Below are 26,972 nucleotides of genomic sequence, written 5' to 3'. Positions count from 1 at the left end.
GTTTCACCCGTTACTCCTGTGGCTCCTGTTATCCCTGTTACTCCGGTAACTCCCGTGGTTCCTGTTACTCCGGTTGCCCCGGTTTCACCTACTGCTCCAGTTCCTCCTGTTGCTCCCGTTGCCCCTGTTCCACCAGTCTCTCCGGTTGCTCCCGTTGCTCCCGTTGCTCCTGTTTCACCAGTCTCTCCGGTTGCCCCTGTTGCTCCCGTTTCTCCTGTTGCCCCGGTTTCACCTACTGCTCCAGTTCCTCCTGTAGCGCCTGTCGCCCCTGTTCCACCAGTCTCTCCCGTGGCTCCTGTCGCTCCTGTTGCTCCTGTTGCTCCCGTTGCTCCTGTTTCACCTGTTACTCCTGTAGCGCCTGTCACACCTGTCGCACCTGTTTGTCCTGTGGCTCCCGTTTCTCCTGTCTCACCACCTGCTGCGCCCGTTGCTCCTGTCACGCCTCTGGCACCGGTTACTCCCGTTTCCCCCCTAGCTCCAGTTCCTCCTGTAGCTCCTGTGGCTCCTTTAGCTCCGGTTACCCCCCTGGCTCCAGCTACTCCTGTTGTCCCCCTTGCACCAGCTACTCCTGTTGTCCCCCTTGCACCAGTTACCCCTGTAACACCCGTTGCACCTGTCGCCCCTACTAATCCTGTTGCTCCGGTTGCTCCAGTAACCCCTCTAATTCCAGCTAATCCTGTTATACCTCTAGCCCCTGTAACACCTGTTGCACCTCTTGCTCCGGTAGACCCTCTAACTCCAGTCGATCCTAATGGACCTGTCGCTCCAGTGGCTCCTGTAGATCCTATTGCTCCGGTAGCTCCTGTTTCACCAATTGCTCCTGATACCCCCTCTAACGCTTGCATTACCGTAACCCCATAAACACTCTCAGCACTCGAACGTGACACCGCACTAAATGATTGAAACAATGATGCCTCTCCTGCTAACGGTATATTTAAAGTCGGGACTAATCCTGCTAAAGTGGTTAAATAATCAGTCAATTCCTCGTTAATAAGCACTGCCGGAATAGGGTCCTGTTCCAAAAGATTGATAATATTCTGTTCTGTTTCTCGAAGCCTGTTACTTTGCAAAGTTGTAGCTCCCAACAAAACAGTCTGCTCGCTGATTCCGCTTAATACACCCCTTAGCTGCTCTCGTGCTTCCATCCCGGGTTGAGTCATCGCATTCATGATAAAGAACGGTAAACTATCCAGCGAATTTATTAATAGTGTAGGATCCTGTGGTGTGTTTGAGCCAATTCCTGCTTCCAGCACTTGCCGTAAAACCCTCAATCCGTCGTTCACAGGAGTCTCAACAGCCCTTCGTACACCTATGCGAACTGCTGAAATCATCACTACATTTATAAAATGTTGTAATCCTTTTGCAACCTCAATCGGGTCGGACACGTTTGGCATTATGTCAATTTGCTGTGCAGCGTTTCGAATCGCTCTTTTTTTACGTATACTAAAAGGCATATTTTGAATTAGTCTGTTCACAGTTTGCACCTGCGATTTAAGCAGTGTAAAACTCCCGTCCCCCCCGTCGTCTGTGAACACCTTTGGTATATTAGCGCTCAACTGTCTAATCAATTGAATAAGTGTTCTTGTTCGAGGGCCTCTCGTCTTAAGAGAACTTTTAGCGCTCTTAACCTTTAACTTTTGACCTCTGCGCCTCTTCTGTTGGTTCATGTTCTCCCTCCCAAATCGTCATCGCCGGACCCATAATTTCCAGTGCCTATGTGCCTATAAGGACAGATTATTCCCATTAGCTCGGTTCAGTTCTGCTCCCAGTAACAAAAAAAGCAATCATCCCCTAATTGTTCAGGAAGATTGCTTAGAGTAAGTCATGAATAGAGCTATCTCAGTGTCTTTATTATAGTTTCTCAACGTGCCTGGCAGGAATAAAATGAACCTCTCTGGTAACGATGTCACTCGGATTATATCCACACTGGTCAATCTCAAATGCAGACCGGCCAACACTCCATTTCTGACGAAATTTGTCCGCATTTTTTAACGAGGAAAGTTTGTAAGTGATATCCCTACCGCCAAAAGTCCCGTGTCCTTCATGGTGAATAAACACATCTTGCGCTACCCAAAGTGTATAACCACTAATCCGGGCTCTGATACAGAAATCATCGTCTTCATAATTTCCAGGGAAAAACCTTTCATCCATTCCACCGATCCGGTTTACGAGTTCTACAGGAAACAACATACATAATCCAGTTAAACGGTGAGGATAAAACCCTTTCTCCTTGAAAAGCAACGACCGTTTTTCCGCATATGCATCTAATTCTTCCAGCGATTGATACACCGCATCGTCAACTCTTTGAATAGGAGCAACAAAATTTGAAACGGGTCCTACAATACCAATAGAAGGTACTCTCTTTAACCACATGTGTAATTTTGAAAGCCAACCTGGTGTCACCACAGTATCATTGTTCAGAAGAACTATATATTTCCCGCTCGCAGCGACAATCCCTTGATTGCAGCCTGCAGCAAATCCTTTATTTTCCGAATTTTGAATGACTATAGCGTTCTGTACAGTTTGCAGATATTCAATCGTATCATCTTTTGAACCGTTATCTATAAATATCCACTCAAAAGGAATATCTGTATTACGTATAACACTTTCCACACACCGTTTTGTTAAATCCAAGCGATCCTTCGTAAGAACAACAATTGAAGTTAAGCTATCACTCAATCCTAAACCCTCCTTTTTTGAGTGACCTATTTTACAATCCGGAACTGTCTAATATGTAAGATATTTGTGAATAGATGAGTGAATCTTCATCTTCCGATACCAAAATACTAAGACCATTGTTAGAAAACAGTTCATAGTGCCGCAGCTTTATTGGAGTTTCTTTTATAAAATCCTCAACCGCTGAACGAACACCATTGCGTTCTCCGCCTTCATAAAGCGCATTGTAAGCTATATTGTTGAATCCGCCGATCTCCAGCAGCTCGGATTGTCCTGGTTTCATCCCTTTTGTTGCATACGATTTCCGAAAGGCCTCGGGTATAGAATCAGGATAATAATACATATCTCTCCGGCCATAAGGCCAATCGGTATCATGAAGAAGAACCACAGGAAACCGTCCTGTTTTGTCGGCCATTTGCTCTACTAACTTCAACTCATGATATACCGTATACCAGTTATGATCTCCATCAATTAGAATCATGTCATATTGATCTATAGAGGGCAGAGCCTCCAGACTGAATTGTTCGATGATGCTTACGACTTCCTCGCCGTAATGTTCCCTCAACAAAGCTACATCGTATTGAGGATTAGGATCCACGACAATGCATCGTCCTCCAAGGTGTTTACAATACTGCAGCAGCTTAAAAGTCGTTACACCTGTTAAAGAGCCGATCTCAACAATGGTTTTCGGCCTTACTGCTATTAGCACGTGCTTAATCACATGTTCCCAGAAACGGTGCATAGACATCCTCCATCTAGACAAATTAAGACAATGACGAATACCAGTATGTTATGCAACAGAGCTCATCCGTTATGTAACATTTCCCACAAAAAAAGAGAAAGTCCGCAAAGGACTTCCTCTTCGATATATTCTTTCATTATTCATGATTCTCACGTTCACGATTCGCACGAAGTTTTTCCAGAAAAATCTTATCTTTTGGGGTAAGCTCCAGACTTTCCAACAGTTCTGGACGCCGCTCCCAGGTTCTCTGCAATGCCTGCTCTCTGCGCCACACCTCAATATTCGCATGATGGCCGCTCAACAAGATATCCGGCACTTTCCATCCTCTGAACTCAGCCGGACGAGTGTAATGCGGATATTCCAGCAGACCTGTACTGAAAGAGTCTGTAACGGCAGACATTTCATTACCAAGGACTCCAGGGAGAAGCCGGACAACTGAATCAATGATTACCATGGCCGGAAGCTCTCCGCCTGTCAGCACATAATCACCGATGGATAGTTCATCCGTTACCAGATATTCACGAATCCGTTCATCATAACCTTCATAATGGCCACAAACAAATATCAAATGTTCTTCCTGCGCAAGCTCTTCCGCTTTTTTCTGCGTAAATGTTTCACCTTGGGGGCACATCAAAATAACACGGGGTGGCTTCTGGTGAGCCGCGACCTGCACTGAAGGTACCTCTTCAACTACAGCAGTATCCGAATCCGTATCACTTCCGGAAGCTGCTGACGTCGATGACAGCAAATCCTCAACAGCCGCAAAGATCGGATCCGGTTTAAGAACCATTCCGCCCCCGCCTCCATAAGGCGTATCATCCACCTGTGAGTGTTTATTGCCGGAATACTGGCGGAAGTTAACCGCATTCAAAGAGACGATTCCCTTCTCAGCAGCTTTACCCAATATGCTAGAATGGAATACGCCGTCAAACATTTCAGGAAACAGCGTCAGAACATCAACCTTCATGTTATAACAATCCTTCCATCAGGTGAACCCGAACAATTTTGGAGACTTTATCCACATCCAGCACTACATCCGGAATGGACGGAAGAAGGATTTCTGTACCTTTAGGAGTTTTCACTACCCATACATCGTTAGCACCTGGTGTCAGAATCTCCGTAATGGTACCTAACTCTTCAGCAGGCTCGTCATCAGTGATGACACGGCACCCGATGATTTCATGAAAGTAATACTCGTTCTCCGGAAGTTCCTCTTGAAGCTCTTCACTGATTTTAAGAAGACTTTCTTTATATTTCTCAGCTTCATTAATTCCACTAATTTCTTTAAACTTGATGACATACATGTTTTTATGAAAGCGGGATGATTCCACCGTTACGGGTACAGGTCTGCCACCCTTTGGCGACACGATAAACAGCTGACTTTTGCTCGCGAAACGCTGCTCTGCAAAATCCGTATGTGGCACTACCTTAATTTCGCCGCGAATACCGTGTGTATTCACGATTTTCCCTACGGTAAATAACTTCTCAGACATGTCTTCCTCCTGCATCTCGTTATGAATTCAGATCACATTCCAACCTACCGGATTTCTTCAGCATGTACGAAAAAGGGCTAGGACATGCATCCTAACCCCCTTTCGTATATCTTTAAGAAAAAGTCTTTAAGAAATGATATCAACGGTCACCCGTTTATCCATTTTAACTGCCGCCGATGTTACGACCGTGCGCAGTGATTTGGCGATTCGCCCCTGCTTGCCTATGACCTTCCCGACATCGTCAGGATGCACGTACAGTTCATATACAATCAAGTGCTCCTTCTCAACTGTCTTCACGGTCACATCTTCTGGATGATCCACTAAAGCCTTAGCAATTACACGAACTAATTCTTCCATAGATGACCCTCGCGATCAGTCTTATTTCTGATGCTTAAGCTCATGAAACTTCTTCATAACGCCCGCCTTGCTCAGCAAGTTGCGAACAGTATCGGATGCTTGCGCACCGTTTTGAAGCCAGTTGAGCGCTTTTTCTTCATCGATCTTAACTTCAGCCGGTTGAGCAACCGGATTATAATAACCGATTTCCTCGATAAAACGACCGTCACGCGGGGAACGAGAATCAGAAACCACCACGCGGTAGAAAGGGGCTTTGTGAGCACCCATACGTTTCAGACGAATACGTACTGCCATTTGAAAATTCACCTCCTTCAAAAAATGTCCTGTTTCTTTCCTCTATTTAAACCTTAACGGAAAGGAAACTTCATTCCTTTACCGGTTAAACCCTTCAACTGCTTCATGGCCTTATTCTTGCCACCCTTTGGACCCATCATATCGGAGAACTGCTTCATCATCCGGCGCATTTCATCAAACTGCTTGATGAGGCGGTTAACCTCGGCAAGCGATGTACCACTACCGGTTGCAATCCGCTTACGGCGGTTATGATTGATGATGTCCGGCTGCTGCTTCTCTTCGGTTGTCATGGAGTGCACGATCGCCTCGATGCGACCCATCTGCTTCTCATCTACCTTGAGATCTTTCGTCTGCTTCATCTTGCCCATACCTGGAATCATGTCCATCAGCTGGTCCAGTGGACCAAGCTTCTTAACCTGCTCCATTTGCTCCAGGAAATCCTCGAACGTGAACTCAGCATTACGCATCTTCCGTTCCATTTCCTTGGCTTTATCGGCATCGATGTTCGACTGAGCCTTCTCGATCAGGGAGAGCATATCACCCATTCCGAGAATCCGGGATGCCATCCGCTCCGGATGGAACGGCTCCAAAGCGTCGATCTTCTCTCCGAGTGCTGCGAACTTAATCGGGCATCCGGTGACTGCTTTAACAGATAATGCGGCACCGCCTCGAGTGTCACCGTCAAGTTTGGTCAATACAACACCAGTTAACTCTAACTGTTTATTGAAGCTGTCTGCCACATTGACAGCATCCTGACCTGTCATCGCATCCACGACGAGCAGAACTTCATCCGGATTTACAACACTATGAATCTGTTTCAGCTCTTCCATCAGCTCTTCATCAACATGAAGACGTCCGGCAGTATCGATAATGACATAATCATGACCATTATCCTTGGCATGCTGCAAACCTTGCTTCGCAATTTCTACCGGGCTTGTTTTGTCACCAAGAGAGAATACAGGAACCTTGATCTGCTCACCCAGAACCTCCAGCTGCTTGATCGCTGCCGGACGATAGATATCACCGGCTACAAGTAGCGGACGGCTGTTCTGCTTCAAAAGAAGCTTGGCAAGTTTACCCGAAGTTGTTGTCTTACCCGCACCTTGCAGACCTGCCATCATAATAACGGTTGGGGGCTTGGTGCTCTTCGCAAGCTTCGATTGGCTTCCGCCCATCAGCTCTGTCAGTTCTTTGTTGACAATGTCAATGATAACCATACCCGGCGTGAAGCTGTCCATTACTTCCTTGCCAATAGCTTTTTCTTTGACCTTGGCTACAAATTCCTTTACTACTTTGAAGTTGACGTCGGCTTCAAGAAGTGCCAGACGAACCTCGCGCATGGCTTCAGTTACATCCTCTTCGGATACTTTACCTTTACCGCGAAGCTTGCTGAACACATTCTGCAGCCTGCTGGTCAATCCTTCAAATGCCATATCCGCCACCTCCGTCCTACATTCTTAATCCCATAACATGAGTTGATTTACCATATCGGTCATTAATTTCTTATCGTGTTCATTCAAGGCGCTATCATTAAGCAGATTTCTCAGCTTTTCAAGCTCATGGAGACGCTCCTCGTGCTTCTTCAGAAGACCGAGCTTCTCTTCATAAGTCTCCAGCACCTGTTCTGCACGCTTGATGTGCTCATAAACAGCCTGACGGCTAATTTCAAACTCACTCGCAATTTCACCCAAGGAGAAATCCTCATGAAAATAGTGCTTTAAAAACGTCTGCTGCTTCTCTGTAAGCAGTCGTTCGTAGAAATCGAACAGCAGATTAATACGGTTCGTCTTCTCGAGTCGGTTCTCCTGACTCATTTAAGGGCACCCCCTCGTCAAGGAAAAACACTTTACAGTTCACTTAACGAACATTATCATACAAAAAACATAGAAGGATGTCAAGCTTTTCTCCTTGTCATCCTTCTCATTTTATTGTCTTATATTTTTCAAGCAATCAGCGAATTGGCAGCAGGTAGATCAGTACTGCGAAAAAGTGCAGCACACTGCCTGCCAGTACGAACAGATGCCAGATCGCATGATGGAACGGAAAACCTCTCCATACATAAAAAATGGTGCCTAGCGTATACAGCAAACCACCACCAACTAATAAATTTATGCCTTGCGGAGCGATAACCGCAGTCAACGGATTCCACGCAATGACAATCAGCCACCCCATTGCGATGTAAAACACCGTGGACATGAAAAGAAATTTTTTGACGAAGAAGGCTTTAAATATAACCCCGAACAAAGCGATGCCCCAGATGACCCCGAACAAGCTCCATCCAAGAGTTCCACGAACCGCCACCAACAAAAATGGAGTATAGGTTCCGGCGATAAACAAGTAGATGGAAGAGTGGTCAAGGAACTCAAACACATCCTTCGCTTTCCCTTCCTTAAAACTGTGAACCAGTGTGGAATTCAGGTACAGAAGCAGCATGGTTGTTCCATAAATCGTAAAGCTCACCACATGCCAGACAGTTCCTTCGATACTGGAGAAGACAATCAGCAGCACGAGAGCGGCTACACTGAGCGCTGCGCCAATACCATGAGTAATTGCGTTGGCTATTTCTTCCCTGCGGGGATAAGTATAAGTATTCGCCACAACCAACTTCCTTTCGTACTAATCTTTATTCCTCATTATAAGCGCTTCTGTCATTCAAATCCAGCCGAGAAGCAGCATCACCTTCATTCTCAAAATTGCAGTTTCATAGACGATGATAGTTTCAAACTTTCTTTGAACAAGTCCTCCATTCATCCAATCTATAAAGCTATCAATGCATATAATGTCGTAGAACGTTGAAAGGAGGAATAGCCTTTGGCTGTAGTAATCTACCCCAAAACTATGAACTGGTCTTATATGAAGCAACGTCCACAGCAGCTGATGACACAGCTGGGCGCTCTCGGACATCAGGTATTCTTTGAAAATCTGGCACCGGTGAATCAGGAATTCAGGGAAATCGAAAAAAATGTGTATCTGTTTACAGATACCAAAACATTTTTATACCGAAAACTGCCCCAGCTGCGAAAAGAGCACCCCATCGTCGTATGGACCACTTGGTCGAAAATGCGGACACGGATCAACACATTATTTAATCCTGATACTGTCATTTACGACTGTTGTGATGAGTTTCCACACTGGGCCAAATATGAGCCTAAGATGGTAGATAGTGCCGATCATCTTGTATGCACCTCAGAAGTCATTCAAGCCCGGTTGAATCTGGCTTATCCTACCAAGCCTATTACGCTGATTCCAAATGGTGTAGATGCGTCTTTCTTCCAAATTCCAGTTCAAGACAGACCTGCCGACCTCCCGACTGGACCCGTTGTAGCTTATATCGGAGCTTGGGCTTATTGGGTGGACCATACATTGTTCGCAACGCTGGCTTCTGTATTCCCTCATGTACAGTTTGTTTCGATCGGCGCTCCATACGGCAGTTCAAGGGACTACAAAAACCTGCCGAATGTGCATATTCTTGGCGAAAAGCCGCATGATGAACTGAAACGCTATCTGCCTCACATCGATGTAGCACTTATTCCGTTTCAATATCATCCCATTACGTTGGCCACGAACCCTATTAAAGCTTATGAGTATATGGCAGCAGGTGTGAGAGTGCTGTCCACAGCTTTGCCTGAATGCATCTTAATGGAGCCACATGTAACAACAGCCACTACTCACGACGATTTCATCTACAAACTCTCTCATATGCTGAGCAATCCCGATAATCAGGACAAAAAACTTGCACGAATGGCATATGCGCAGCAGAACCGCTGGGTGGAGCGAGGCATCCAAGCCAATCAGGTTATACAAACCACCCTTGCATCCAATGGACGGAACGGCGGTGTCCGTTGATGTGATCATTCGGACGCTCGCCGTAAGGTTATGAATTGTAAGGTCACTATTTCATAAAGAAAGGAGGTATCTGGCTATGCCTATGTGTTTCTTCACCAGAGCAAAAAAATTAACTCGTCAAGTGGAAGTTCTCAGCCTACAGACTGAATTGCTAACCGACCGGGTCCAATCCCTTGAAAATCAACTGTTGACCGGTCTTACGATCATCCCGTCATTTATTGATTTCTTCGGAAATCGGACGAGCCAAAGGGTTCGAGTCAGCACGATGTTTGTCACGCTTGAGGGCATAGTTATCGCAACCGCAGATGATGGTGTCCAGCTTCGCGAGCCTTCGGGAGACCTCGTGCTGATTCCATTCTCAAAAATAAACTCTGTTCATTAATGCTCATGCTGATTTAGAAAGGTGGTGTATAAGTTATGCGCTATGTCGATTGGCTTAAAGGCTTTCTCGGATCTGAGGTGGAAGTAACCGTGTCTGGTGATATCGTTGTCGGAACGTTAATAGACTTTGATGAATCGACTCTCTCTCTGAAAATCCCTCCTACCATTCACGGCCCCCCCACCGACACAGCGACGATTCCGCTGCAATCGGTTGAATTTATCCGTATTGTCTCCTCATAAAAAATAACTATCGGCGGTGATATTAAAAGAGAGGAACGAAAAAGAGAACCTACACAAGTAGATCCTCTTTTTCGTCTATATCAATAAATTGCGTTACACGGAATCTTCCTTGCCCTCTTCTTCCTTAATCAGTCCGGCAAATAGTGCATGTACAAACTGTTCGGAATCAAAGGTTTGCAAATCGCCCATTTTCTCACCGAGACCCACCAGTTTAACCGGCAGATTCAGCTCTTGGCGGATGGCTACAACAATACCGCCTTTAGCCGTACCGTCCAGCTTCGTCAGTACGAGGCCGGTTACCCCGCTTTTCTCGCCAAACAGTTTTGCCTGGCTCAATGCATTTTGGCCTGTTGTAGCATCCAGTACCATTAGCACCTCATGGGGAGCACTTGGAATTTCACGCTGGATAACACGGAAAATTTTATTCAGCTCATCCATAAGGTTCGTCTTGTTCTGGAGGCGTCCCGCTGTATCACATAACAGAACATCCGCTTGACGCTGCTTCGCGGCTTGTACCGCATCAAACATCACTGCCGCCGGATCGGAGCCCGGTTGCTGCTTAATGACCTCAACCCCGACACGCTCTCCCCACACTTCCAGCTGCTCGATCGCTCCGGCACGGAACGTATCACCAGCGGCAAGAAGCACTTTTTTGCCTTCCTGCTTGAAACGGTGTGCCAACTTACCAATGGTAGTCGTCTTGCCAACCCCATTAACACCTACGAATAATATGACGGTAATCCCGTCTGGATTCATTCTGAGCTCATTATTGTTGTCACCTCGAAGCAAACCCATCAATTTCTCGGACAAGACCGGCTGAAGATCAGTAGCATCTTCAATACGCCGTTTTTTCACTTCGTCACGCAGTTCATCCATCAAATTCATTACCGTGTTTACGCCAACGTCGGCGCCGATAAGAATCTCCTCGAGCTCTTCATAAAACTCCTCGTCAATCTTTTTGCGGCGGATCACCAAATCGGAAACCTTTTCCACAAGCCCTTTACGGGTTTTCTCCAGACCGTCGCGGAATTGTTTTGTTACACTTTCTGTTTTGCTCGAAATGCTCTCTTTAAGTTTCTTAAAAAAGCTCATATGTTTCCTCCATGTGATTGTATATATTTAAGCAATTACTGCTTCCTCGCTCTCAAGCTTGACAGAGACAAGCTTCGACACACCGCCTTCTTCCATCGTCACACCGTATAATACATCTGCTTCTTCCATCGTACCTTTGCGGTGTGTGACAACAATGAATTGGGTTTGCTCCGAGAATTCACGTAAATACTGTGCAAATCGGACGACGTTTGCTTCATCCAAGGCTGCTTCCACCTCATCCAAAACACAGAACGGCACCGGTTTAACCTGCAATATCGCAAATAACAGCGCCATTGCGGTCAGTGCCCGTTCTCCGCCGGAGAGCAGCTGAAGATTCTGAAGCTTCTTTCCTGGAGGCTGAGCCACGATATCAATGCCTGTCTCAAGCAAACGCTCCGGATCTAGGAGAATCAGGTCTGCCCGTCCTCCGCCGAACAGTTTCGTAAACACCGTGCCAAATTCTTTGCGAATCGCATCAAAGGTCGTTTTAAAGCGCTTGGACATCTCATCATCCATCTCTTTGATGACCTGATACAGTGTTGTCTTCGCTTCCACCAGGTCAGCCTTCTGCTCACTGAGGAATTGGTAGCGTTCGTTAACACGCTGGTATTCCTCGATCGCTCCCAGATTGACATCACCCAGTGCCGATATACTGCGCTTCAGGTCACGCACTTCATTCTGTACAGTCGGCACATCCTCAGGCACGGGATAACGATGTTTCGCGAGCTCATAACTCAGCTCGTAATCCTCGCTCAATTTTTTCAAAATGTTCTCCAGTTCCACATCCAGACGGTTTACACCAATTTCGGTCTGACGGAGCTGGTCCTCAACAGATCTCAGCTGAGTTCGCTGTTCCTTCGTCTCACTTTCCTCCAGCTCTAGCTTTCGACTGAGCTGTGCACGTGATGCCCGTTTAAACTCAAGTTGTTGTGAGGCCTCGTCCTTCTTCAATTTGAAATGGTTCAGATCCTCGATCTGCTTTACACTCTCTGCAGCGTTCTGTTCCAATTCCGCCACTACGGAGGATAGCATCGTCCGGTTCTGTCGCTGCTCTTTCTCGTGGTTGTTCACATCAGACTGCAGTCGTTTCAACTGCTCTTCTAATGAGAAGGTTTCCTGATCAAGCTTACCCTCCCGAACCTTGAGCGTAGTCAGCTGTGTCTGAAGCTCGTCTTTAGCGGATTCGTTCGCCTTACGGGCGAACTCTGCAGCCTGTATAGCCTGATGTGTCGCCTTTTCCTCAGCCTCCAGCTCAGAAAGCAGCTTTTCTGCACGAGCGCGACTCTCCTGAATCTCCTTGGCTTCCTGCTCGTAACTTGTCTTTTCCTGACCTGCCAGCTCTGCCTGCTCCAAAACATGACGAAGTTCATGCTCCAGCTGTTTCCGGTCACCCGATGCTTGCTGCTCTTCTATTCGTTTATCGTCACCGGATTTTCGCAGCTCATCAAGCTTGTCCTGGGACTCGACCATCTGACCTCTAACCTGCTCAACTCCCTGTTGCAGCTTCCCGATCTGTTTCTCCGTCTCCGTAATTTCCTGATCCAACTGGTCCAGTTGGCGCTTACGTCCCAGAAGGTTGTTGCTCTTCTTATGATGGCTACCGCCTGTCATAGAACCGCCGGCATTGACCACGTCTCCTTCCAGAGTTACAACACGGTAGCGGTACTGGAACCGGGCAGCAATTTTGTTAGCCTGCTCTAGCGTCTCCGCAATCACTACATTACCGAGCAAGCTGCCAACGATGCTACTGTATTTCTGATCATATTGAACCAGCTCTGACCCGAACCCAACGAAACCAGCTTCCCCTTCAGCCATTGAGCGGTCTGAAGCCGAAACCTGACGTGGACGAATAACGTCGAGTGGCAGGAATGTGGCACGACCCAGCTGACGCTGCTTCAGAAACGATATAGCTTGCCGTGAGACAGCTTCATTATCCATAACGATGTGCTGTACAGATGCACCGAGTGCCGTTTCCATAGCCAATTCCAGTTTTTCCGGGACACGGATCAGCTCAGCAACTGCTCCGTGAACCCCATGCAGGACAGACTTACGGGATGCTTTGAGCACTTCTTTAACACCCAACATAAAGCCGTCGAAATCATCTTGCATTTCTTTCATCGTATCACGACGGGAAATTTGCGCTTCCCGCTTCTGTTCCCATTTGCGAAGTGCGTTCTGACTTTCCTCCAGCAGCTTCTGTAGCGAATTGTATCGCTCGCTCTCCGTAATATATCCGTTGCGAAGTTCAGCAATCTCCTTGCCGAACCGTTCAACATTACGGTCGATTTGCTCTTTGCGGCTGAGCAGTTCCTCTTTCTGACCTTCCCATTTGCCGGACTCCTCTTCAGCCCGGTTCATCCGGCGTCCTAACGCCTCCTGCTGCTGATCCGCATAACGGATTTCATTGCGAGCCTGGGCCATCCGGTTCATTAGCTCCAGAAGGTTACCTTTCAAACTCTCTTCTTGCTGCTGGCTAATTCCGCCAGTAACGCCCACCAGCTTTGCTTCCTCTGCAGAAAGATTATCTCTCAGTTCAGCCAGCTCTTTCTGCAGAGCGCCAAGCTTGACCTTCATTGCGGCCAGTTCTTCCTGCCGGTCGTTCAGGCGAGTATCTCCAGATTCTACGTTCTGGGATAACTGATCGCGAGTCCGCTCCAGATTGCGGCGACGCTCCTTTAGAACTTCACCGTAACCCTCATTTTTTTCGAATGATTCACTGTACTGCAGCAACTGGCTCTGGATTGTTTCAACTTCCTCTTCCAGCTGACGTAGTGCTGAACGATCGTTCTCCAGTTTGGCATCATGTGCAGACACCACCGTAGACAACGCCAGCTGTTCTTCCTTCAGCTGCTCTAGCTTGGCGTTCGCCTCACTCCATGCGCCATGTATCTGTTCGATCTGATACACATACAACGATATTTCTTGGCGCTTCAACAACTCTTTAAGTTCCTTATAACGTATTGCCTTCTCCGATTGATCCTTCAATGGTCCAATCTGGTCCTCAAGCTCAGTTACAAGATCATGGATACGAAGCAAGTTCTGCTCCGTCTCATCCAGCCTGCGTACAGATTCCCGCTTACGGGACTTGTATTTCACAATACCCGAAGCTTCCTCAAATATACCCCGGCGATCCTCGGAACGAGTACTTAAAATCTCTTCAATCCGGCCTTGTCCGATAATGGAATAAGCCTCTTTACCGATACCAGTATCCATAAACAATTCAGTTATATCTTTCAGTCGGCATGACTGTTTGTTAATTAAATATTCACTATCACCGCTGCGATGTACACGACGGGTTACAGTCACTTCATTAAAATCAAGCGGGAGCACATGGTCTTCATTATCCAGAGTCAAGGATACTTCACCATAATTTACAGCCTTACGGGCATCACTTCCGGCAAAAATGATATCTTCCATCTTGCCGCCACGAAGTGATTTCGCACTTTGTTCACCCAAAACCCAGCGGATGCCGTCAGAGATATTACTCTTACCACTTCCATTTGGGCCGACGACTGCAGTAATTCCCCGAACGAACTCCATTTCCGTCTTGTCGGCAAACGATTTGAAACCCGCTAATTCTATCCGTTTCAAAAACATATATTCCAAATCACCTCTACCGTTATTGTACCATATCGAATAACCTCAAGCTGCCGTTAATCCCTGTATGTAAGGAAGCTTCTCTTAACATGAAGTTCCTTTCATCTTCTAAGGGAAGGACAACGAAAAAGAGCAAAAAACAGTCGTGAACTCGGGTTTCCGGTTGTCCTCTTGACTGATCTTTGCTCTTTGTTTGTCCTCACATCGGCGAAGCTTAGGCGTTAGCGCGCTTCAGCTGCTTTAAGGCTACTGCCGCTGCCTGCTGCTCGGCTTCTTTCTTGGATCGGCCACTGCCGCGTCCAAGACATTCGCTTCCCATAAATACCTCAGAGACAAACTCACGTTCATGCGCAGGTCCCCGCTCTTCAACGATACGATATTCCAGCGTACCCATACCGTGATGCTGTGTTAGTTCTTGAAGCTCGGTCTTATAATCGCTCATTTGAGGCCGGCCGTTCACTGTGACCGATCGGAATACATGATCACTCAAAAATGAACGAACTGCCTCTAACCCTTGATCGAGATAGAGCGCCCCCACAAAAGATTCGAACACGTCGGCAAGAAGAGCCGGGCGGGTTCGTCCGCCCGTCATTTCTTCTCCCTTGCCTAAGAGCACATAACGGCCAAAATCCAGTCTTTCAGCAAATTTGACCAACGAGGGCTCGCAAACGATTGCGGCCCGGAGTTTTGTCAGTTCCCCTTCTGGACGATCTGGGTAAAGGTCGTACAAGAACTCACTCACCGTGAGTTCCAGTACGGCGTCACCCAGAAATTCCAGACGCTCGTTATCCTGACTCTGGCTAAAACGATGTTCGTTGACATATGAGGCGTGGGTAAAGGCCTGCTTCAGCAGCATCCCGTTACGAAACTGGATTTGAAGTTTATGCTGTAACTGCTTCAGATCTCCACTCAACACACTGTCCCCTTACTCGGCGTATTTTTTCAGAATAATGGTGGCGTTGTGGCCCCCAAATCCAAACGAATTGGACATAACGACGTTCAATTCGGCTTTTCTTGGTTTATTTGGCACATAATCAAGATCGCATTCTGGATCCTGATCCTCAAGATTAATCGTAGGAACGATCGTCTGGTTTCCAAGGCTCAGTGCACAAATAACGGCTTCCACACCGCCTGCAGCACCAAGCAAATGGCCTGTCATCGATTTGGTGGAGCTCACCGCAACTTTATAAGCATGATCGCCCAACGCCATCTTGACTGCCTTGGTCTCCGAACGGTCGCCAACCGGTGTGGATGTTCCATGAGCATTGATGTAATCAATGTCTTCCGGAGTAATACCTGCATCTCGAATAGCCATCTTCATACAACGTGCTGCGCCATCCGGATTAGGCTCGGTAATGTGGTAGGCATCAGCACTTAATCCATAACCGATAACCTCAGCGTAAATTTTGGCACCGCGCTTCTGTGCATGCTCCAAAGATTCCAGTATCAGCACCCCAGCACCTTCACCCATTACGAATCCGTCACGCCCAGTATCAAACGGACGGCTTGCCTTCTCAGGCTCATCATTACGGGTTGACATCGCACGCATCGCGCAGAAACCGGCCATGCCTGTTGGACGGATGGTAGCTTCAGCACCACCGCACACCATTACGTCAGCATCTCCGCGCTGGATCAAACGGAAAGAATCACCGATAGAGTGGCTGCCGGTAGCACAGGCGGTCACCTGAGTTGTGTTCGGTCCTTTGGCACCCAAATTAATCGACATTTGACCAGAAGCCATATTAGCGATCATCATCGGAATGAAAAACGGACTTACACGCTTAGGGCCCTTTTCCAGCAATATGTTATGCTGGTCTTCCCATGTTCCCAATCCGCCAATGCCGGAGCCAATCGATACACCGACACGTTCTGCTTCAGCGTTAACACCAATCTTAATTCCGCTGTTTTCAAGCGCTTTACTGCCTGCTGCAACCGCAAACTGGACAAAACGGTCCATCTTGCGAGCTTCCTTGCGATCCATGTAATCTTCCGGATTAAAATCCTTTACTGATGCGGCAATCTGTGTCGTATAGCCACTGACATCAAAGGCTTCAACATGCGACACACCGGATTTACCACTCATCAGACTATTCCAAAATGTTTCGAGGTCTTGACCCAAGGAGGTCATGACACCCATTCCTGTTACAACCACTCTTTGATTCAAACAGACTCACCTCTATATGGACTGCCCCTACCTTTCCAAAGACTGCAGAAAGTTCAAGGCAGCAATTATCTATCAAATTGATTTAATACATGAAAATCATTTTCTTGAAAGTGGAGAAGTCCCGCCTTACAACAAGAACGGGACTCAACTTTAAGACTTAGGTATGAGATTGTATGTACTTAACAACTTCACCTACGGTCGTAATTTTCTCTGCATCTTCATCAGAGATCTCCATATCAAACTCATCTTCCAATTCCATCACCAATTCTACTACATCGAGAGAATCAGCTCCAAGGTCATCTTTGAAAGATGCTTCTAATGTTACGTCGGCTTCGTCAGCACCCAGGCGGTCGACGACGATGCGTTTCACGCGTTCCAATACATCGGACATCCGGCTCACCTCCTCTTTGGTAATTATACGAGATATGATTTCAAATTGCCATAGAAGGCAATTGAAAACGTTATTTATTGCGACGGATTTGCTGTCATGACGAAACCGTCCTTACATATACATCCCGCCGTCTACATGCAGGACCTGCCCTGTCATATAAGACGCTCCGGAAGAGGCCAGGAAAGTAACGACATCTGCGATCTCTTCCGGCTTTCCAAGACGTGCAAGCGGGATATCTCCCATAAGCTTTTCACGCATGTCTTCCGGCAGCTCCCGCGTCATGTCTGTATCAATAAATCCAGGCGCAACCGCGTTTACTGTAATTCCACGAGAAGCAAGCTCACGTGCTGCCGATTTCGTCAGACCGATGACTCCTGCCTTCGCTGCAACATAGTTGGCTTGTCCCGGATTACCGAGCGCTCCTACAACAGATGAAATATTAATGATGCGCCCATAACGCTGCTTCATCATCGGACGGGTTACCGCTTTGAGACAGTTAAACACACCCTTCAGATTCGTTTCGATCACTTGATCGAATTCTTCTTCTTTCATCCGCATGATTAAATTATCTCTAGTAATCCCCGCATTATTCACCAGAATATCAATTCTGCCCCATGCATCGATTACTTGCTTAACGAGAGCATCAGCTTCGGTACTGATTCCGACATTGGCTTTCAAGGCAATCGCCTCTACGCCTTTGGCCCGTATTTCAGCTACAACTTCATTGGCGGCAGCCTCATTACCGGAATAATTCACAGCGACATTAGCCCCCATGCCCGCTAATGCGAGTGCAATACTGCGCCCGATACCGCGGGAAGCGCCTGTAACTAGAGCCGTTTGCCCTTTTAAAGCTTCGATCATGAATGTACCTCCTTTCCTCGAGTTTACCCATCTAACTGCTGCTTCAACTCATTAGAGGCTGTTCAAACAATTTTTTGAACACAAACTTAAAGAGTCTAAAGCTCTTTAATGCTGCTTAGGCTGTTAATATTGATAAGCTTCACACTTTTATCAATTTTCTTGATTAATCCGGTAAGAACATTGCCCGGCCCGATCTCTACAAAGGTATCGACGCCTTGACTGATCATCCATTCCACACTGTCCTGCCATAAAACCGGGGAATAGACCTGTTCCACCAGCAGTTTCCGGATTTCTTCAACGTCGCTGACCGGAAGAGCAGTCACGTTGGCTACAACAGGCACAGCCGGAGTAGACAACTTAACATTTTTCAGCTTCCCAGCGAGACGATCAGCTGCCTCTTTCATCAGAGATGAGTGGAAAGGACCGCTGACTTCCAGCGGAATAGCCCGTTTGCCACCTGCTTCTTTCACACGTTCTGCAGCAGCGCCCACACCTTCTGCGGAACCGGAAATGACGATCTGTCCCGGACAGTTCATGTTAGCAAGCTCAACAGGTGTTCCATCCTCTGAAATACTGCAGCACAGATTGCTTAACGCTTCACGGTCGGCTCCTAGGACAGCAGCCATGGCACCTTGTCCGCCTGGTACAGCTTGCTCCATATACTCGCCGCGTGCACGGACAATCACCGCTGCCTCCTCTAAAGACAAAACTCCTGCAGCTACCAGTGCACTGTACTCACCAAGGCTGTGACCGGCCACATAATCGGGAGTGATACCCTTTTCGCGGAAGGCCTCCAAATATGCCACGCTTGCAGCAAGTAGTGCAGGCTGTGTGTTGTAGGTTTGCTTCAGCTCCTGATCGGGACCTTCAAACATAATAGAGCTAAGCGAAAATCCAAGACTTTCGTCGACGGTCTCAATGACGCGCTGGGAAGAGGAAACCTCTTCAAACACATCTTTAGCCATACCTATCGACTGTGCACCCTGTCCGGGAAACACAAATGCTATTTTGCCCAAATGTACGGCTCCTCTCAGCTGATTCAATTTAATTTAAAATTACCATTTAAGAACGGATGCTCCCCAAGTCAGACCCCCGCCAAAACCAACCATAACGACGGTATCGCCTTCCTTGATACGGCCCTCTTCGTACGCCTCTACCAGAGCCAGCGGAACCGAAGCTGCTGAAGTGTTGGCATATTTATCAACATTGATCATAACTTTTTCATCCGGAAGATTTAAACGCTCCTTGGCGGATTGAATAATTCGGACATTCGCCTGGTGAGGAATGAACAGGTCGATATTTTCTTTGGTTACACCCGCTTTGGACAATACCGTCTCTGTTGCAGAGCTCATGACCCGAACAGCGAATTTGAACACTTCACGTCCGTTCATATAGATAAAATGTTTATTTGCTTCAAGTGTATCCGCTGAAGCAGGCAAGCGAGAGCCGCCTGCTTCGAGATACAAATGAGCACCACCAGCGCCCTCTGCTCCGAGGTCAAAGGCTTGGAAGCCGCGTCCTTGCGGCACTTCACCAAGGATGACCGCACCTGCGCCATCACCGAACAAAACGCAGGTATTACGGTCCGAGTAATCTGTAATTCGAGACAGACAGTCTGCACCAATCACGAGCGCATTATTGTACATTCCTGTCTGCAAGAAATTCGTTGCTGTCGCCAGCCCATAGACGAATCCTGAGCAGGCAGCCGACAAGTCAAAAGCTGCCGCTTTTTTCGCGCCAAGACGATCCTGAAGCAGGCAAGCCGTGGAAGGAAAAGACATGTCGGGCGTTACGGTAGCGACGATGATCAGGTCCAGGTCCTGACCCGTCATTCCAGCTGACTCCAATGCCTTTACAGCAGCTTCGTAGGCCAGATCCGAAGTGGCCTGTTCCGGAGACGCGATATGCCGCTCCTTGATGCCTGTGCGGGAGACGATCCACTCATCGCTCGTTTCCACCATTTTTTCCAAATCACTGTTCGTTAAAATTTTCTCAGGGACATATTTGCCAGTACCAATAATACCAACCGAACGTAAATTGTTGTTCATATTCTCACTCACTTCCCGCTAATTTCGTTTGAAATGCTTTCGACCAAACGATTTTGCATGGCTACTCGGGCTTGTCGAACCGCATTTTTAATTGCGTTGCCGTCTGCTGAGCCGTGGCTCTTGACCACAAGACCGCTTAATCCAAGGAGAGGTGCCCCTCCGTGCTCTTTGTAATCCATGATCGACTTTAGATTTTTTAGCTGTGGCATCATCATGGCGGCTGCCAATTTTGTCTTCAATGACTGACTGAACTGTTCCTTAAGCAGTGAGAATAGCGCTCCCGCGGTTCCTTCGATCGATTTCAACAGGATGTTTCCCGCGAATCCGTCGCAAACCAGTACGTCGCAAACGCCGTTCATTACATCACGAGCCTCCACATTGCCAACAAAATGGATCGGCAGTTGTTCAAGCAGAGGGTATGCATGCTTCGTCAATTCGTTGCCTTTGCCTGGTTCCGTTCCGACATTCAGCAAGCCTACACGAGGCTTGGATACTCCGTGAACCTTTTCACGATACAGGCTTCCCATCAGTGCATACTGCTGCAAATGCTCCGGCTTGGAATCCATATTCGCACCCAAATCCAATGCCAGTACACCTTTACCATCTAGTGTAGGAATCATCGGTGCCAGCGCAGGACGTTCAATACCCTGCATCCGTCCCACAACGAGCAATCCGGTTGTCATCAGTGCACCCGTATTTCCTGCCGAAATCATAGCTTCCGCTTCACCCTCACGGATCATTCTTCCGGCAACAACCATCGAGGCATCCTTCTTGCGGCGCACTGCCTTAACGGGCTCGTCCTCTGCCTCAATGATCTCACTCGTGTGGCGCAGTGTCAGGTTCGAGGGCCGCTCCTTGAGAAACGGCGCCATCCGGCTCTGATCGCCGACAAGAATGATCTCGGTGTCTTTCCATTCCTGTGCTGCAGCTACCGCTCCTTCCACCGTGCTCTGCGGAGCGTTGTCACCGCCCATGGCGTCTATAGCAATTCTCATGTTGTATCCTCCTTTGCTTGGCTCTGTTCCTCTCCTGTCGACCGGTATACGATGAAATTACCCTGGAACACCATTTCATCACCGACATAAGTGAACACTTCAACTTTAGCCTTGCCCTTCTGTCCTGCGTTTGAACGCACATAAGCTTTTGCGATACACTTCTCTCCAAGCCGAACCTGCCGTAAAAAACGGATATCTGCTGAGGAAGTCAGCGCAATTTCATCATTGATAACCGCGACTGCCAATGAGTTAGCCTGAGCAAAAACATAATGTCCTCTCGCAATCAGCGTCTTGCTGAATACATGCTCTTCCCGAATCTCAAATATCGATATGCCGCTCTTGTCCAACTGCAAATCCACCACATCACCGACCACCTCATCCAGTGACAGTGAACGGACCTGATCGTATGAGTGCTCCGCCATCTGTTTCATCCGCTCTCGAAGCTCCGGAATGCCGAGTTCCATCCGGTCGAGGCGAATCGTCTGTATGCTCACTTTAAGCTGGCGCGTCAGCTCACGGTCCGTGACAAAAGGGTTATCATCAATCAGCTGAATCAAACTCTGGTGCCGGTCTTTTTTGGTTAGACGTTCGATGATGATACAACTCCTTCTGCCGTAAGGGCGCCATTCTCATAATATATGTAAAAGTTAAACCTTAATATTAGAACCTGGTACTAATGTGTAGTATAAATCATGTTGGTATAAAAAGAAAGGGGCAATCAGACAAAAAAAATAGCACCTCACCAGAGATGAAGTACTACTTGTTAAAAACTATTGTTTGATGATCTCTCTTGCTTTGTACGTTCCGCACACTTTACATACGCGGTGAGCAAGTTTCATTTCTCCGCACTGTTCGCATTTCACCATACCTGGCACAGCCAGTTTAAAATGAGTACGACGCTTATCACGACGTGTTTTGGACGTTCTACGTTGAGGTACTGCCATGTTCCCACCTCCTTATCAGTTCAACCCGCTTTCACGGGATGTCATATCCATCATCATTTAAAAAAGTCCTTCAGCCCGGCCAGCCTCGGGTCGATCACTTCTGTGTCGCAATCGCAGGAGTCTTGGTTCAGATCTTTACCACAGCTTGGGCAAAGTCCCTTACAATCCTCACTGCAAACCGGGGCCAGCGGCAAGTAGAGCACCAATGCTTCTTCCACATACTGAGCGAGATCCACACTCTCGCCTTTCACGTACGTGATGTCTTCATCTCCATCCTGAACATCGTCAGGATTCTCTACCGGCTGGAATACTTCATGAAAAGGGATGTCCAGTTGTTCAGTAACCGACTTAAGACAGCGAGAGCATTTTATCTCAAGCTGACCTTGTAACCGTCCACGAACGTCTACCGAGCCCGTGACGGATGGAGTCGCCTTTAGGTCCACTTCAAGCGGTGTTACGGCGACAATCTCCTTCCGGCCTTTAACAGCACGGCTTACATCCACGGTTTGATGGAACTGTAACGGTTGATCGCTGGTTGTCAATTTTCGAAATTGAATAAGCATATCCATCACTCCAAACAAACAAAGATTATTATACCGATTTATAGAGACTTTTGTCAACAGCAATTCCTGCAAGTTTCCACGCTGAACTTGTTATTGCAGTATAGTACTGACATGGCCGTGTACCTTCAATTATTCTTGCAGAACAATCAAAGAATTATGATATATTTTTAGCACAAGGAGTTGGTATTGGTGAAAACTGTTGGAATTATCGTGGAGTACAACCCGCTGCACAACGGCCATGTGCTTCATTATACAAGATCCAAAGAAATAACGGGTGCCGAAGCCGTAGTTGCGGTCATGAGCGGTCCATTCCTGCAGCGTGGAGAACCTGCGCTCGTTAATAAGCGGGCCCGTACAGAAATGGCTTTACGAATGGGTGTTGATCTTGTCATCGAGCTGCCAACAACCTATGCTGTGCAGCCTGCAGAATGGTTCGCATACGGTGCTTGTGCTCTTCTGAATGCAACCGGGGTCGTGGACTGCCTTTCCTTCGGCTCTGAAAGCGGAACACTCCAGGATATCCTTCCGCTTGCTGAAAGGCTTGCCGAGGAAAGCGGAGAGCTCCGTCAGGAAATTGCAAAGCGCATGTCGTCCGGGAGCAATTTCCCATCCGCATATGCCGCTGCGGCCGCAGCCGTAACCGGTGCTTCAGAAACATCCATACATACTTTAACACAGCTGCTATCTCAGCCCAACAACTCGCTGGGTCTGCATTACTTGATAGCACTTAAACGACTCGGCAGCCAGATCGTTCCTTATACAATTCCACGGGACAGTGCGCAGTATCACGATTTAGTACCTGCTGCCCCGTCCATAGCTAGCGCAACTTCCGTCCGGAAGCTGATTCTGGAAAGCGGGCTTGATTCAGTAGCTTCGTACGTCCCGGATTATACCCTTGATATTCTTCACCGGGAATTCGCTGAAGGACTTGGACCCATGGACTGGGAAAGGTTCCGTCAGCCGATGTTCCATGCTCTTTTTACACAAGATGTCGCTAAGCTGGAGTTGTATCACGAAGTTACCGAAGGTTTAGAGCACCGGATTCATCGGCTTCTCCCCCAGCTTGCGGAGCCAACTGTGGAATCTTTGCTGGACGCGTTAAAGACCAAGCGCTATACCCGAACTAAGCTCCAGCGTATGCTTTTGCACATTTTGCTTCATCACAACAAATCCGAGATGACGCGTAAGCAACTCGAAGAAGGACCGGGCTATATCCGTATCCTCGGATTCAGCGCAACAGGACGAGCACTGCTTAAGAAAATGAAAGAGACAGCCTCACTCCCGGTGATCGTGAGACCGTCCACCTTCAATCATCCCCATCTGGCGCGGGATCTCGAAGCAGCAGCCATTTATGCTAACGCATGCCCGAAACCTTCCGTATCAGCGATGTTCAGCGATTATTTTCTGCCTCCGGTTACCCTTTAGGAGGCAGATTGTTCATGTAATCGACTGCATCCTGCAGCTTGTCAACCGGGACCAGTTTCATGGCGGTACCAATGCGGTCTGCTTTGGCCTTCGCTTCGTCGTAATTTTTGCGCGGAACGAAGAATAGCTCCGCCCCTTCCCGATGGGCGGCCACGATTTTGTGTTTCACTCCACCGATCGGCCCTACCGTTCCCTCTTTATCGATGGTTCCGGTTCCGGCCACACGGTAGCCTTTACTCAAATCCCCAGGTGTGAGTTGATTGTAAATCTCCATCGTAAACATAAGACCAGCTGAAGGACCACCGATCTTGGTGTCGGTGAAGGTTATACGATCATCCGGATTGTCTGGTTCGATCTTCTGCATTGTGGCGATGATTACGCCTAAACCGGGCCGTTCGGATCCGGTTTTGTCGTCCTTAATCGCGACCAAACGCACCTGTTCAGTTACAGGTTTACCGCCACGCTCTAGTTTCACTTCAACAACGTCTCCGACCTTTTTGGAAGACATCAGCTCTGCTAGCTTGGCATTGTCTGAAGCCGGATTCCCATCCACGGACAGAAGCTTGTCGCCAGGATGAAAAAACTCCTTATTCGCCGAATCCTTCGGAACCGAAATGACAAACATGTAAGCCGGGATAATGCTGTAATCAATACCAGCCGCATGATAAGCTGCTTCCATCGCCAGAGACTGGGAGGAATTCATGTAATATACCTGGGTAGCCGCATACTCCTCTTTACTTTGGTTACCAAGCTTCTCTTCTTTTTGCACCACTTCCGCATTTGAATTAAACGCAGCCATAATCAGTAGTGCCGTATTGGCATAACTCGCCGAGACCGTTGTCAGCATAAAAGTACCCTCTTCAGCTGGGTCACCTTTTTCAACAGAAATCATCGGTCTTATTTCCTCAGCGCTACCCGGCTGATACACCATGTAAGGTGTGGGCATGTACACAACCACATACAGCAAAATTCCAACAAGCACAAGATATAAAAGTACTCGTAATCCACTTGGTTTAACGGTTTTTTTCATGGTTTTCCCTTCCCTCTGGCATGTCTCTCGCCACTCCTGACACCGCATATGGTCTGACGGTTGTCTCCTCTGCATAAAATGGTACTAGCCATGTTTACGCGGAGAGGAGAATCCTTATGAATAAAGCTAATGCCGTCAACCGGTCTTCCAGCCTGTGGACCACCGTTCTTCTTGGAGCCGCAGCTTTTCTGCTGGTACTGGCTGTCGTCAGCGCTCCTGAATCTGCGTTTCAAACCTCTCTTCAAGCTTTAAAACTGTGGTGGAACATTGTATTCCCCGCCCTGCTCCCTTTTCTTGTCCTTGTAGAGATTATTATTGCCTATGGCTGGGCTCACGGTGTCGGTATTCTTCTGGATCCCTTCATGCGAAAAATATTCAAAGTGTCAGGTAGCGGGGGCGCGGTGCTGATTACCGGAATGATTGCAGGCTTCCCGGCAGGGTCCCAGGTTACTGCCAGTATGGTGAAACAAGGAGATCTCGGTGCCCAAGAAGCCGGAAGACTCGCCGCTCTATCGCATTTCTGCAACCCGATGACCATCATGGTCGTGATCGGCACCGGACTTCTTCATCAGCCTGCGGCCGGATATTTCCTGCTGATTGTTCACTGGTCTGCCGGTTTGCTGGCAGCATGGACGTACTCACTCAAGCGAAGAGGTCTGGACCGAGCGGAACTTGAACACCCAGCAGGATCAAATAAAGTCATAAAACAGACAAAAAACGCCTCATTACTGCTTCGTGCAGCAAATGCAGCTTCCGAGGCACGTACGCGTGATGGACGCAGCTTCGGCAAGCTGCTTGGTGATTCCGTTACACGTTCGGTCCAGACGCTAATGATGACCGGCGGCTTTATAATGATTTTTGCGGTCATCGTTAAAGTGTTGTCCACTTATTTGTTTCCGTATGCTCCTTCCTACACAGCAGGCCTGCTGGAAATTCATATTGGAGCCCAGATCATTAGTGAAGGCACTTTTTCATCCTCTTCATTCCAATTGGCAATTCTGTCAGCCATGCTCGCATGGAGCGGTATCAGTGCACACCTTCAGAGCCTTTCGGCTCTTGCAATAGGCAGCACGAAATGGACGGTGTTCGCTGGAAAAAGACTTCTGCATGCAGCTTACGCCTTCTGCCTTGCTATCATCTTTTGGAAACCCGTCGGTTCCATTACTTCCGCAGTGCTTCCGGCATTCGGTGTTGTACCGCAAGAACCTCTGCAAGATGAGCACATATTTAACCTATGGGGCGGTTTTCATGTAGTTCTGAAGTGGCAAATTTTAACCGCTCTTATCTTAATGTGCTTATTTTGGATCGGCTCCCGTTTTATTTCCCGACATTCCCGTTAACTTCTGACGGAGCGCCTTATCAACCTCCGGGCTCACCAAATCGGTCGTGTCCCCATTGAAGTGGGCAATTTCTTTAACAAGACTGGAGCTGAGATAGGAATACTTCGGATTGGTCATCATGAATATCGTTTCTGCGTCAGGATTCAGCTTATGGTTTGTGGATGCCAGCGTCAGCTCGTATTCAAAATCAGTAACCGACCGGATTCCGCGTACAATAACTTGGGCATTTTTTTCACGGACATAGTTAGCTAGCAAATCCCGGAAGCCGTCCACCTCCACATTCGGCAAATGCGATGTGACTTGGCTGAGCAATTCTTTTCGTTCCTCTAAGGTAAAGAGGGGGTTTTTGCTTAAGTTGTTAAGCACGGCTACGATCAAAAGATCAAACTGTTTTGATGCCCTTGTGATAATATCCATATGCCCCATCGTTACAGGATCAAAACTGCCTGGATAAACGGCAACACGATATGTACTTTTCTGCTGTCTTTTCATT

The 26,972-nt window shown here is 47.7% G+C and carries 28 protein-coding genes and 1 pseudogene; 5 read left to right on the top strand and 24 right to left on the bottom strand.

The features are described from left to right. The 10 genes and pseudogenes from B9N86_RS30620 to trhA all read right to left on the bottom strand — a co-directional run. Positions 1 to 1,667 (bottom strand): annotated as a pseudogene (locus B9N86_RS30620) (collagen-like protein); the annotation flags it as partial. A 184-nt stretch (positions 1,668 to 1,851) separates the two neighbouring features. Then, a complete protein-coding gene (locus tag B9N86_RS09655) occupies positions 1,852 to 2,679 on the bottom strand; it encodes a glycosyltransferase family 2 protein (RefSeq protein ID WP_208918832.1) in 828 nt (275 codons plus the stop codon). A gap of 31 nt (positions 2,680 to 2,710) precedes the next feature. Next, positions 2,711 to 3,418 carry a class I SAM-dependent methyltransferase gene (locus B9N86_RS09650; protein WP_208918831.1) on the bottom strand — a complete coding sequence of 236 codons (708 nt, stop codon included), beginning with the start codon at positions 3,416 to 3,418 and terminating at the stop codon, positions 2,711 to 2,713. A gap of 136 nt (positions 3,419 to 3,554) precedes the next feature. Next, positions 3,555 to 4,385: a tRNA (guanosine(37)-N1)-methyltransferase TrmD gene (gene trmD, locus B9N86_RS09645; RefSeq protein ID WP_208918830.1), complete on the bottom strand. Its 831-nt coding sequence runs from the start codon at positions 4,383 to 4,385 to the stop codon at positions 3,555 to 3,557. Position 4,386: 1 nt separating this feature from the next. Continuing rightward, the gene (rimM, locus tag B9N86_RS09640) at positions 4,387 to 4,911 is read right to left on the bottom strand and encodes a ribosome maturation factor RimM (RefSeq protein WP_208918829.1); all 525 of its coding nucleotides are present in this window, start codon (positions 4,909 to 4,911) and stop codon (positions 4,387 to 4,389) included. Between the two features lie 126 nt (positions 4,912 to 5,037). Next, on the bottom strand, positions 5,038 to 5,268 hold the full coding sequence (locus tag B9N86_RS09635) for a KH domain-containing protein (RefSeq protein WP_006211360.1): 231 nt from the start codon (positions 5,266 to 5,268) through the stop codon (positions 5,038 to 5,040). 21 nt (positions 5,269 to 5,289) lie between these two features. Further along, positions 5,290 to 5,562, bottom strand: a complete 273-nt coding sequence (gene rpsP / locus B9N86_RS09630) for a 30S ribosomal protein S16 (protein ID WP_006211361.1) — start codon at positions 5,560 to 5,562, stop codon at positions 5,290 to 5,292. Between the two features lie 53 nt (positions 5,563 to 5,615). Continuing rightward, positions 5,616 to 6,995 carry a signal recognition particle protein gene (gene ffh, locus B9N86_RS09625; RefSeq protein WP_208918828.1) on the bottom strand — a complete coding sequence of 460 codons (1,380 nt, stop codon included), beginning with the start codon at positions 6,993 to 6,995 and terminating at the stop codon, positions 5,616 to 5,618. A 24-nt stretch (positions 6,996 to 7,019) separates the two neighbouring features. Next, on the bottom strand, positions 7,020 to 7,376 hold the full coding sequence (locus B9N86_RS09620; protein WP_208918827.1) for a putative DNA-binding protein: 357 nt from the start codon (positions 7,374 to 7,376) through the stop codon (positions 7,020 to 7,022). Positions 7,377 to 7,512: 136 nt separating this feature from the next. Next, positions 7,513 to 8,160 carry a PAQR family membrane homeostasis protein TrhA gene (gene trhA, locus B9N86_RS09615; RefSeq protein ID WP_208918826.1) on the bottom strand — a complete coding sequence of 216 codons (648 nt, stop codon included), beginning with the start codon at positions 8,158 to 8,160 and terminating at the stop codon, positions 7,513 to 7,515. Positions 8,161 to 8,373: 213 nt separating this feature from the next. Between trhA and B9N86_RS09610 the strand changes: the two genes are divergently transcribed. From B9N86_RS09610 to B9N86_RS09600, 3 genes are all read left to right on the top strand, one after another. Further along, positions 8,374 to 9,408 carry a glycosyltransferase gene (locus tag B9N86_RS09610; protein ID WP_208918825.1) on the top strand — a complete coding sequence of 345 codons (1,035 nt, stop codon included), beginning with the start codon at positions 8,374 to 8,376 and terminating at the stop codon, positions 9,406 to 9,408. A 76-nt stretch (positions 9,409 to 9,484) separates the two neighbouring features. After that, positions 9,485 to 9,790: a hypothetical protein gene (locus B9N86_RS09605; protein WP_208918824.1), complete on the top strand. Its 306-nt coding sequence runs from the start codon at positions 9,485 to 9,487 to the stop codon at positions 9,788 to 9,790. A gap of 35 nt (positions 9,791 to 9,825) precedes the next feature. Continuing rightward, positions 9,826 to 10,029: a hypothetical protein gene (locus tag B9N86_RS09600; RefSeq protein WP_208918823.1), complete on the top strand. Its 204-nt coding sequence runs from the start codon at positions 9,826 to 9,828 to the stop codon at positions 10,027 to 10,029. Between the two features lie 93 nt (positions 10,030 to 10,122). On the opposite strand, the gene ftsY is transcribed toward B9N86_RS09600, so the two are convergent. The 12 genes from ftsY to B9N86_RS09540 all read right to left on the bottom strand — a co-directional run bounded on the left by ftsY (position 10,123) and on the right by B9N86_RS09540 (position 22,684). Then, the gene (gene ftsY, locus B9N86_RS09595) at positions 10,123 to 11,121 is read right to left on the bottom strand and encodes a signal recognition particle-docking protein FtsY (protein ID WP_208918822.1); all 999 of its coding nucleotides are present in this window, start codon (positions 11,119 to 11,121) and stop codon (positions 10,123 to 10,125) included. A 27-nt stretch (positions 11,122 to 11,148) separates the two neighbouring features. Next, positions 11,149 to 14,718, bottom strand: coding sequence for a chromosome segregation protein SMC (smc, locus tag B9N86_RS09590; protein WP_208918821.1), 3,570 nt, complete (start codon positions 14,716 to 14,718; stop codon positions 11,149 to 11,151). A 214-nt stretch (positions 14,719 to 14,932) separates the two neighbouring features. After that, the gene (gene rnc, locus B9N86_RS09585; protein ID WP_208918820.1) at positions 14,933 to 15,631 is read right to left on the bottom strand and encodes a ribonuclease III; all 699 of its coding nucleotides are present in this window, start codon (positions 15,629 to 15,631) and stop codon (positions 14,933 to 14,935) included. 12 nt (positions 15,632 to 15,643) lie between these two features. After that, the gene (gene fabF, locus B9N86_RS09580) at positions 15,644 to 16,882 is read right to left on the bottom strand and encodes a beta-ketoacyl-ACP synthase II (RefSeq protein WP_208918819.1); all 1,239 of its coding nucleotides are present in this window, start codon (positions 16,880 to 16,882) and stop codon (positions 15,644 to 15,646) included. A gap of 157 nt (positions 16,883 to 17,039) precedes the next feature. Beyond that, complete coding sequence (gene acpP, locus B9N86_RS09575) at positions 17,040 to 17,273, bottom strand: acyl carrier protein (RefSeq protein ID WP_046677908.1); 234 nt, start codon at positions 17,271 to 17,273, stop codon at positions 17,040 to 17,042. 111 nt (positions 17,274 to 17,384) lie between these two features. After that, complete coding sequence (fabG, locus tag B9N86_RS09570; RefSeq protein WP_208918818.1) at positions 17,385 to 18,134, bottom strand: 3-oxoacyl-[acyl-carrier-protein] reductase; 750 nt, start codon at positions 18,132 to 18,134, stop codon at positions 17,385 to 17,387. A gap of 95 nt (positions 18,135 to 18,229) precedes the next feature. Next, positions 18,230 to 19,150 (bottom strand): ACP S-malonyltransferase, encoded by a 921-nt coding sequence (gene fabD, locus B9N86_RS09565; protein WP_208920188.1) that lies wholly within the window; start codon positions 19,148 to 19,150, stop codon positions 18,230 to 18,232. Positions 19,151 to 19,189: 39 nt separating this feature from the next. Beyond that, positions 19,190 to 20,182, bottom strand: a complete 993-nt coding sequence (locus tag B9N86_RS09560; protein ID WP_208918817.1) for a beta-ketoacyl-ACP synthase III — start codon at positions 20,180 to 20,182, stop codon at positions 19,190 to 19,192. A gap of 8 nt (positions 20,183 to 20,190) precedes the next feature. Further along, positions 20,191 to 21,177, bottom strand: a complete 987-nt coding sequence (gene plsX, locus B9N86_RS09555; RefSeq protein WP_208918816.1) for a phosphate acyltransferase PlsX — start codon at positions 21,175 to 21,177, stop codon at positions 20,191 to 20,193. Beyond that, a complete protein-coding gene (gene fapR / locus B9N86_RS09550; RefSeq protein ID WP_208920187.1) occupies positions 21,174 to 21,776 on the bottom strand; it encodes a transcription factor FapR in 603 nt (200 codons plus the stop codon). The genes plsX and fapR overlap by 4 nt, the downstream gene beginning before the upstream one ends. A 171-nt stretch (positions 21,777 to 21,947) precedes the next feature. After that, entirely contained in the window at positions 21,948 to 22,121 is a 174-nt protein-coding gene (gene rpmF, locus B9N86_RS09545; protein ID WP_208918815.1) for a 50S ribosomal protein L32, read from the bottom strand. Positions 22,122 to 22,174: 53 nt separating this feature from the next. Continuing rightward, entirely contained in the window at positions 22,175 to 22,684 is a 510-nt protein-coding gene (locus B9N86_RS09540; protein ID WP_208918814.1) for a YceD family protein, read from the bottom strand. Positions 22,685 to 22,873: 189 nt separating this feature from the next. Between B9N86_RS09540 and B9N86_RS09535 the strand changes: the two genes are divergently transcribed. Then, on the top strand, positions 22,874 to 24,109 hold the full coding sequence (locus B9N86_RS09535; RefSeq protein ID WP_208918813.1) for a nucleotidyltransferase: 1,236 nt from the start codon (positions 22,874 to 22,876) through the stop codon (positions 24,107 to 24,109). Here B9N86_RS09535 and B9N86_RS09530 read toward each other — a convergent pair. Continuing rightward, positions 24,099 to 25,139, bottom strand: coding sequence for a SepM family pheromone-processing serine protease (locus tag B9N86_RS09530; RefSeq protein ID WP_208918812.1), 1,041 nt, complete (start codon positions 25,137 to 25,139; stop codon positions 24,099 to 24,101). The two genes, B9N86_RS09535 and B9N86_RS09530, sit on opposite strands and share 11 nt — an antisense overlap. 116 nt (positions 25,140 to 25,255) lie before the next feature. On the opposite strand from B9N86_RS09530, the gene B9N86_RS09525 reads away from it, so the two are divergent. Continuing rightward, on the top strand, positions 25,256 to 26,479 hold the full coding sequence (locus tag B9N86_RS09525) for a nucleoside recognition domain-containing protein (protein ID WP_208918811.1): 1,224 nt from the start codon (positions 25,256 to 25,258) through the stop codon (positions 26,477 to 26,479). Here B9N86_RS09525 and coaD read toward each other — a convergent pair. Continuing rightward, complete coding sequence (coaD, locus tag B9N86_RS09520) at positions 26,435 to 26,971, bottom strand: pantetheine-phosphate adenylyltransferase (protein WP_208918810.1); 537 nt, start codon at positions 26,969 to 26,971, stop codon at positions 26,435 to 26,437. The two genes, B9N86_RS09525 and coaD, sit on opposite strands and share 45 nt — an antisense overlap. Between the last annotated feature and the right edge of the window lies 1 nt (position 26,972).

The organism is Paenibacillus uliginis N3/975, from assembly GCF_900177425.1.
In the GTDB taxonomy this organism is placed as follows: Bacteria; Bacillota; Bacilli; order Paenibacillales; family Paenibacillaceae; genus Paenibacillus_AQ; species Paenibacillus_AQ uliginis.
Note: the sequence above shows the minus strand (reverse complement) of the source record. Positions and strands in the feature narration are given on the sequence as shown.

Excerpts from the sequence above, each read along its gene's own strand:
- B9N86_RS09530 (WP_208918812.1), bottom strand. The coding sequence starts at position 25,139 with ATGAAAAAAACCGTTAAACCAAGTGGATTACGAGTACTTTTATATCTT.
- rpsP (WP_006211361.1), bottom strand. The coding sequence starts at position 5,562 with ATGGCAGTACGTATTCGTCTGAAACGTATGGGTGCTCACAAAGCCCCT.
- B9N86_RS09540 (WP_208918814.1), bottom strand. The coding sequence starts at position 22,684 with ATGCTTATTCAATTTCGAAAATTGACAACCAGCGATCAACCGTTACAG.
- fabG (WP_208918818.1), bottom strand. The coding sequence starts at position 18,134 with ATGATCGAAGCTTTAAAAGGGCAAACGGCTCTAGTTACAGGCGCTTCC.
- B9N86_RS09605 (WP_208918824.1), top strand. The coding sequence starts at position 9,485 with ATGCCTATGTGTTTCTTCACCAGAGCAAAAAAATTAACTCGTCAAGTG.
- coaD (WP_208918810.1), bottom strand. The coding sequence starts at position 26,971 with ATGAAAAGACAGCAGAAAAGTACATATCGTGTTGCCGTTTATCCAGGC.
- B9N86_RS09560 (WP_208918817.1), bottom strand. The coding sequence starts at position 20,182 with ATGAACAACAATTTACGTTCGGTTGGTATTATTGGTACTGGCAAATAT.
- ffh (WP_208918828.1), bottom strand. The coding sequence starts at position 6,995 with ATGGCATTTGAAGGATTGACCAGCAGGCTGCAGAATGTGTTCAGCAAG.
- acpP (WP_046677908.1), bottom strand. The coding sequence starts at position 17,273 with ATGTCCGATGTATTGGAACGCGTGAAACGCATCGTCGTCGACCGCCTG.
- B9N86_RS09600 (WP_208918823.1), top strand. The coding sequence starts at position 9,826 with ATGCGCTATGTCGATTGGCTTAAAGGCTTTCTCGGATCTGAGGTGGAA.
- B9N86_RS09525 (WP_208918811.1), top strand. The coding sequence starts at position 25,256 with ATGAATAAAGCTAATGCCGTCAACCGGTCTTCCAGCCTGTGGACCACC.
- smc (WP_208918821.1), bottom strand. The coding sequence starts at position 14,718 with ATGTTTTTGAAACGGATAGAATTAGCGGGTTTCAAATCGTTTGCCGAC.
- rimM (WP_208918829.1), bottom strand. The coding sequence starts at position 4,911 with ATGTCTGAGAAGTTATTTACCGTAGGGAAAATCGTGAATACACACGGT.
- B9N86_RS09635 (WP_006211360.1), bottom strand. The coding sequence starts at position 5,268 with ATGGAAGAATTAGTTCGTGTAATTGCTAAGGCTTTAGTGGATCATCCA.
- trmD (WP_208918830.1), bottom strand. The coding sequence starts at position 4,385 with ATGAAGGTTGATGTTCTGACGCTGTTTCCTGAAATGTTTGACGGCGTA.
- rpmF (WP_208918815.1), bottom strand. The coding sequence starts at position 22,121 with ATGGCAGTACCTCAACGTAGAACGTCCAAAACACGTCGTGATAAGCGT.
- ftsY (WP_208918822.1), bottom strand. The coding sequence starts at position 11,121 with ATGAGCTTTTTTAAGAAACTTAAAGAGAGCATTTCGAGCAAAACAGAA.
- B9N86_RS09650 (WP_208918831.1), bottom strand. The coding sequence starts at position 3,418 with ATGCACCGTTTCTGGGAACATGTGATTAAGCACGTGCTAATAGCAGTA.
- B9N86_RS09620 (WP_208918827.1), bottom strand. The coding sequence starts at position 7,376 with ATGAGTCAGGAGAACCGACTCGAGAAGACGAACCGTATTAATCTGCTG.
- plsX (WP_208918816.1), bottom strand. The coding sequence starts at position 21,177 with ATGAGAATTGCTATAGACGCCATGGGCGGTGACAACGCTCCGCAGAGC.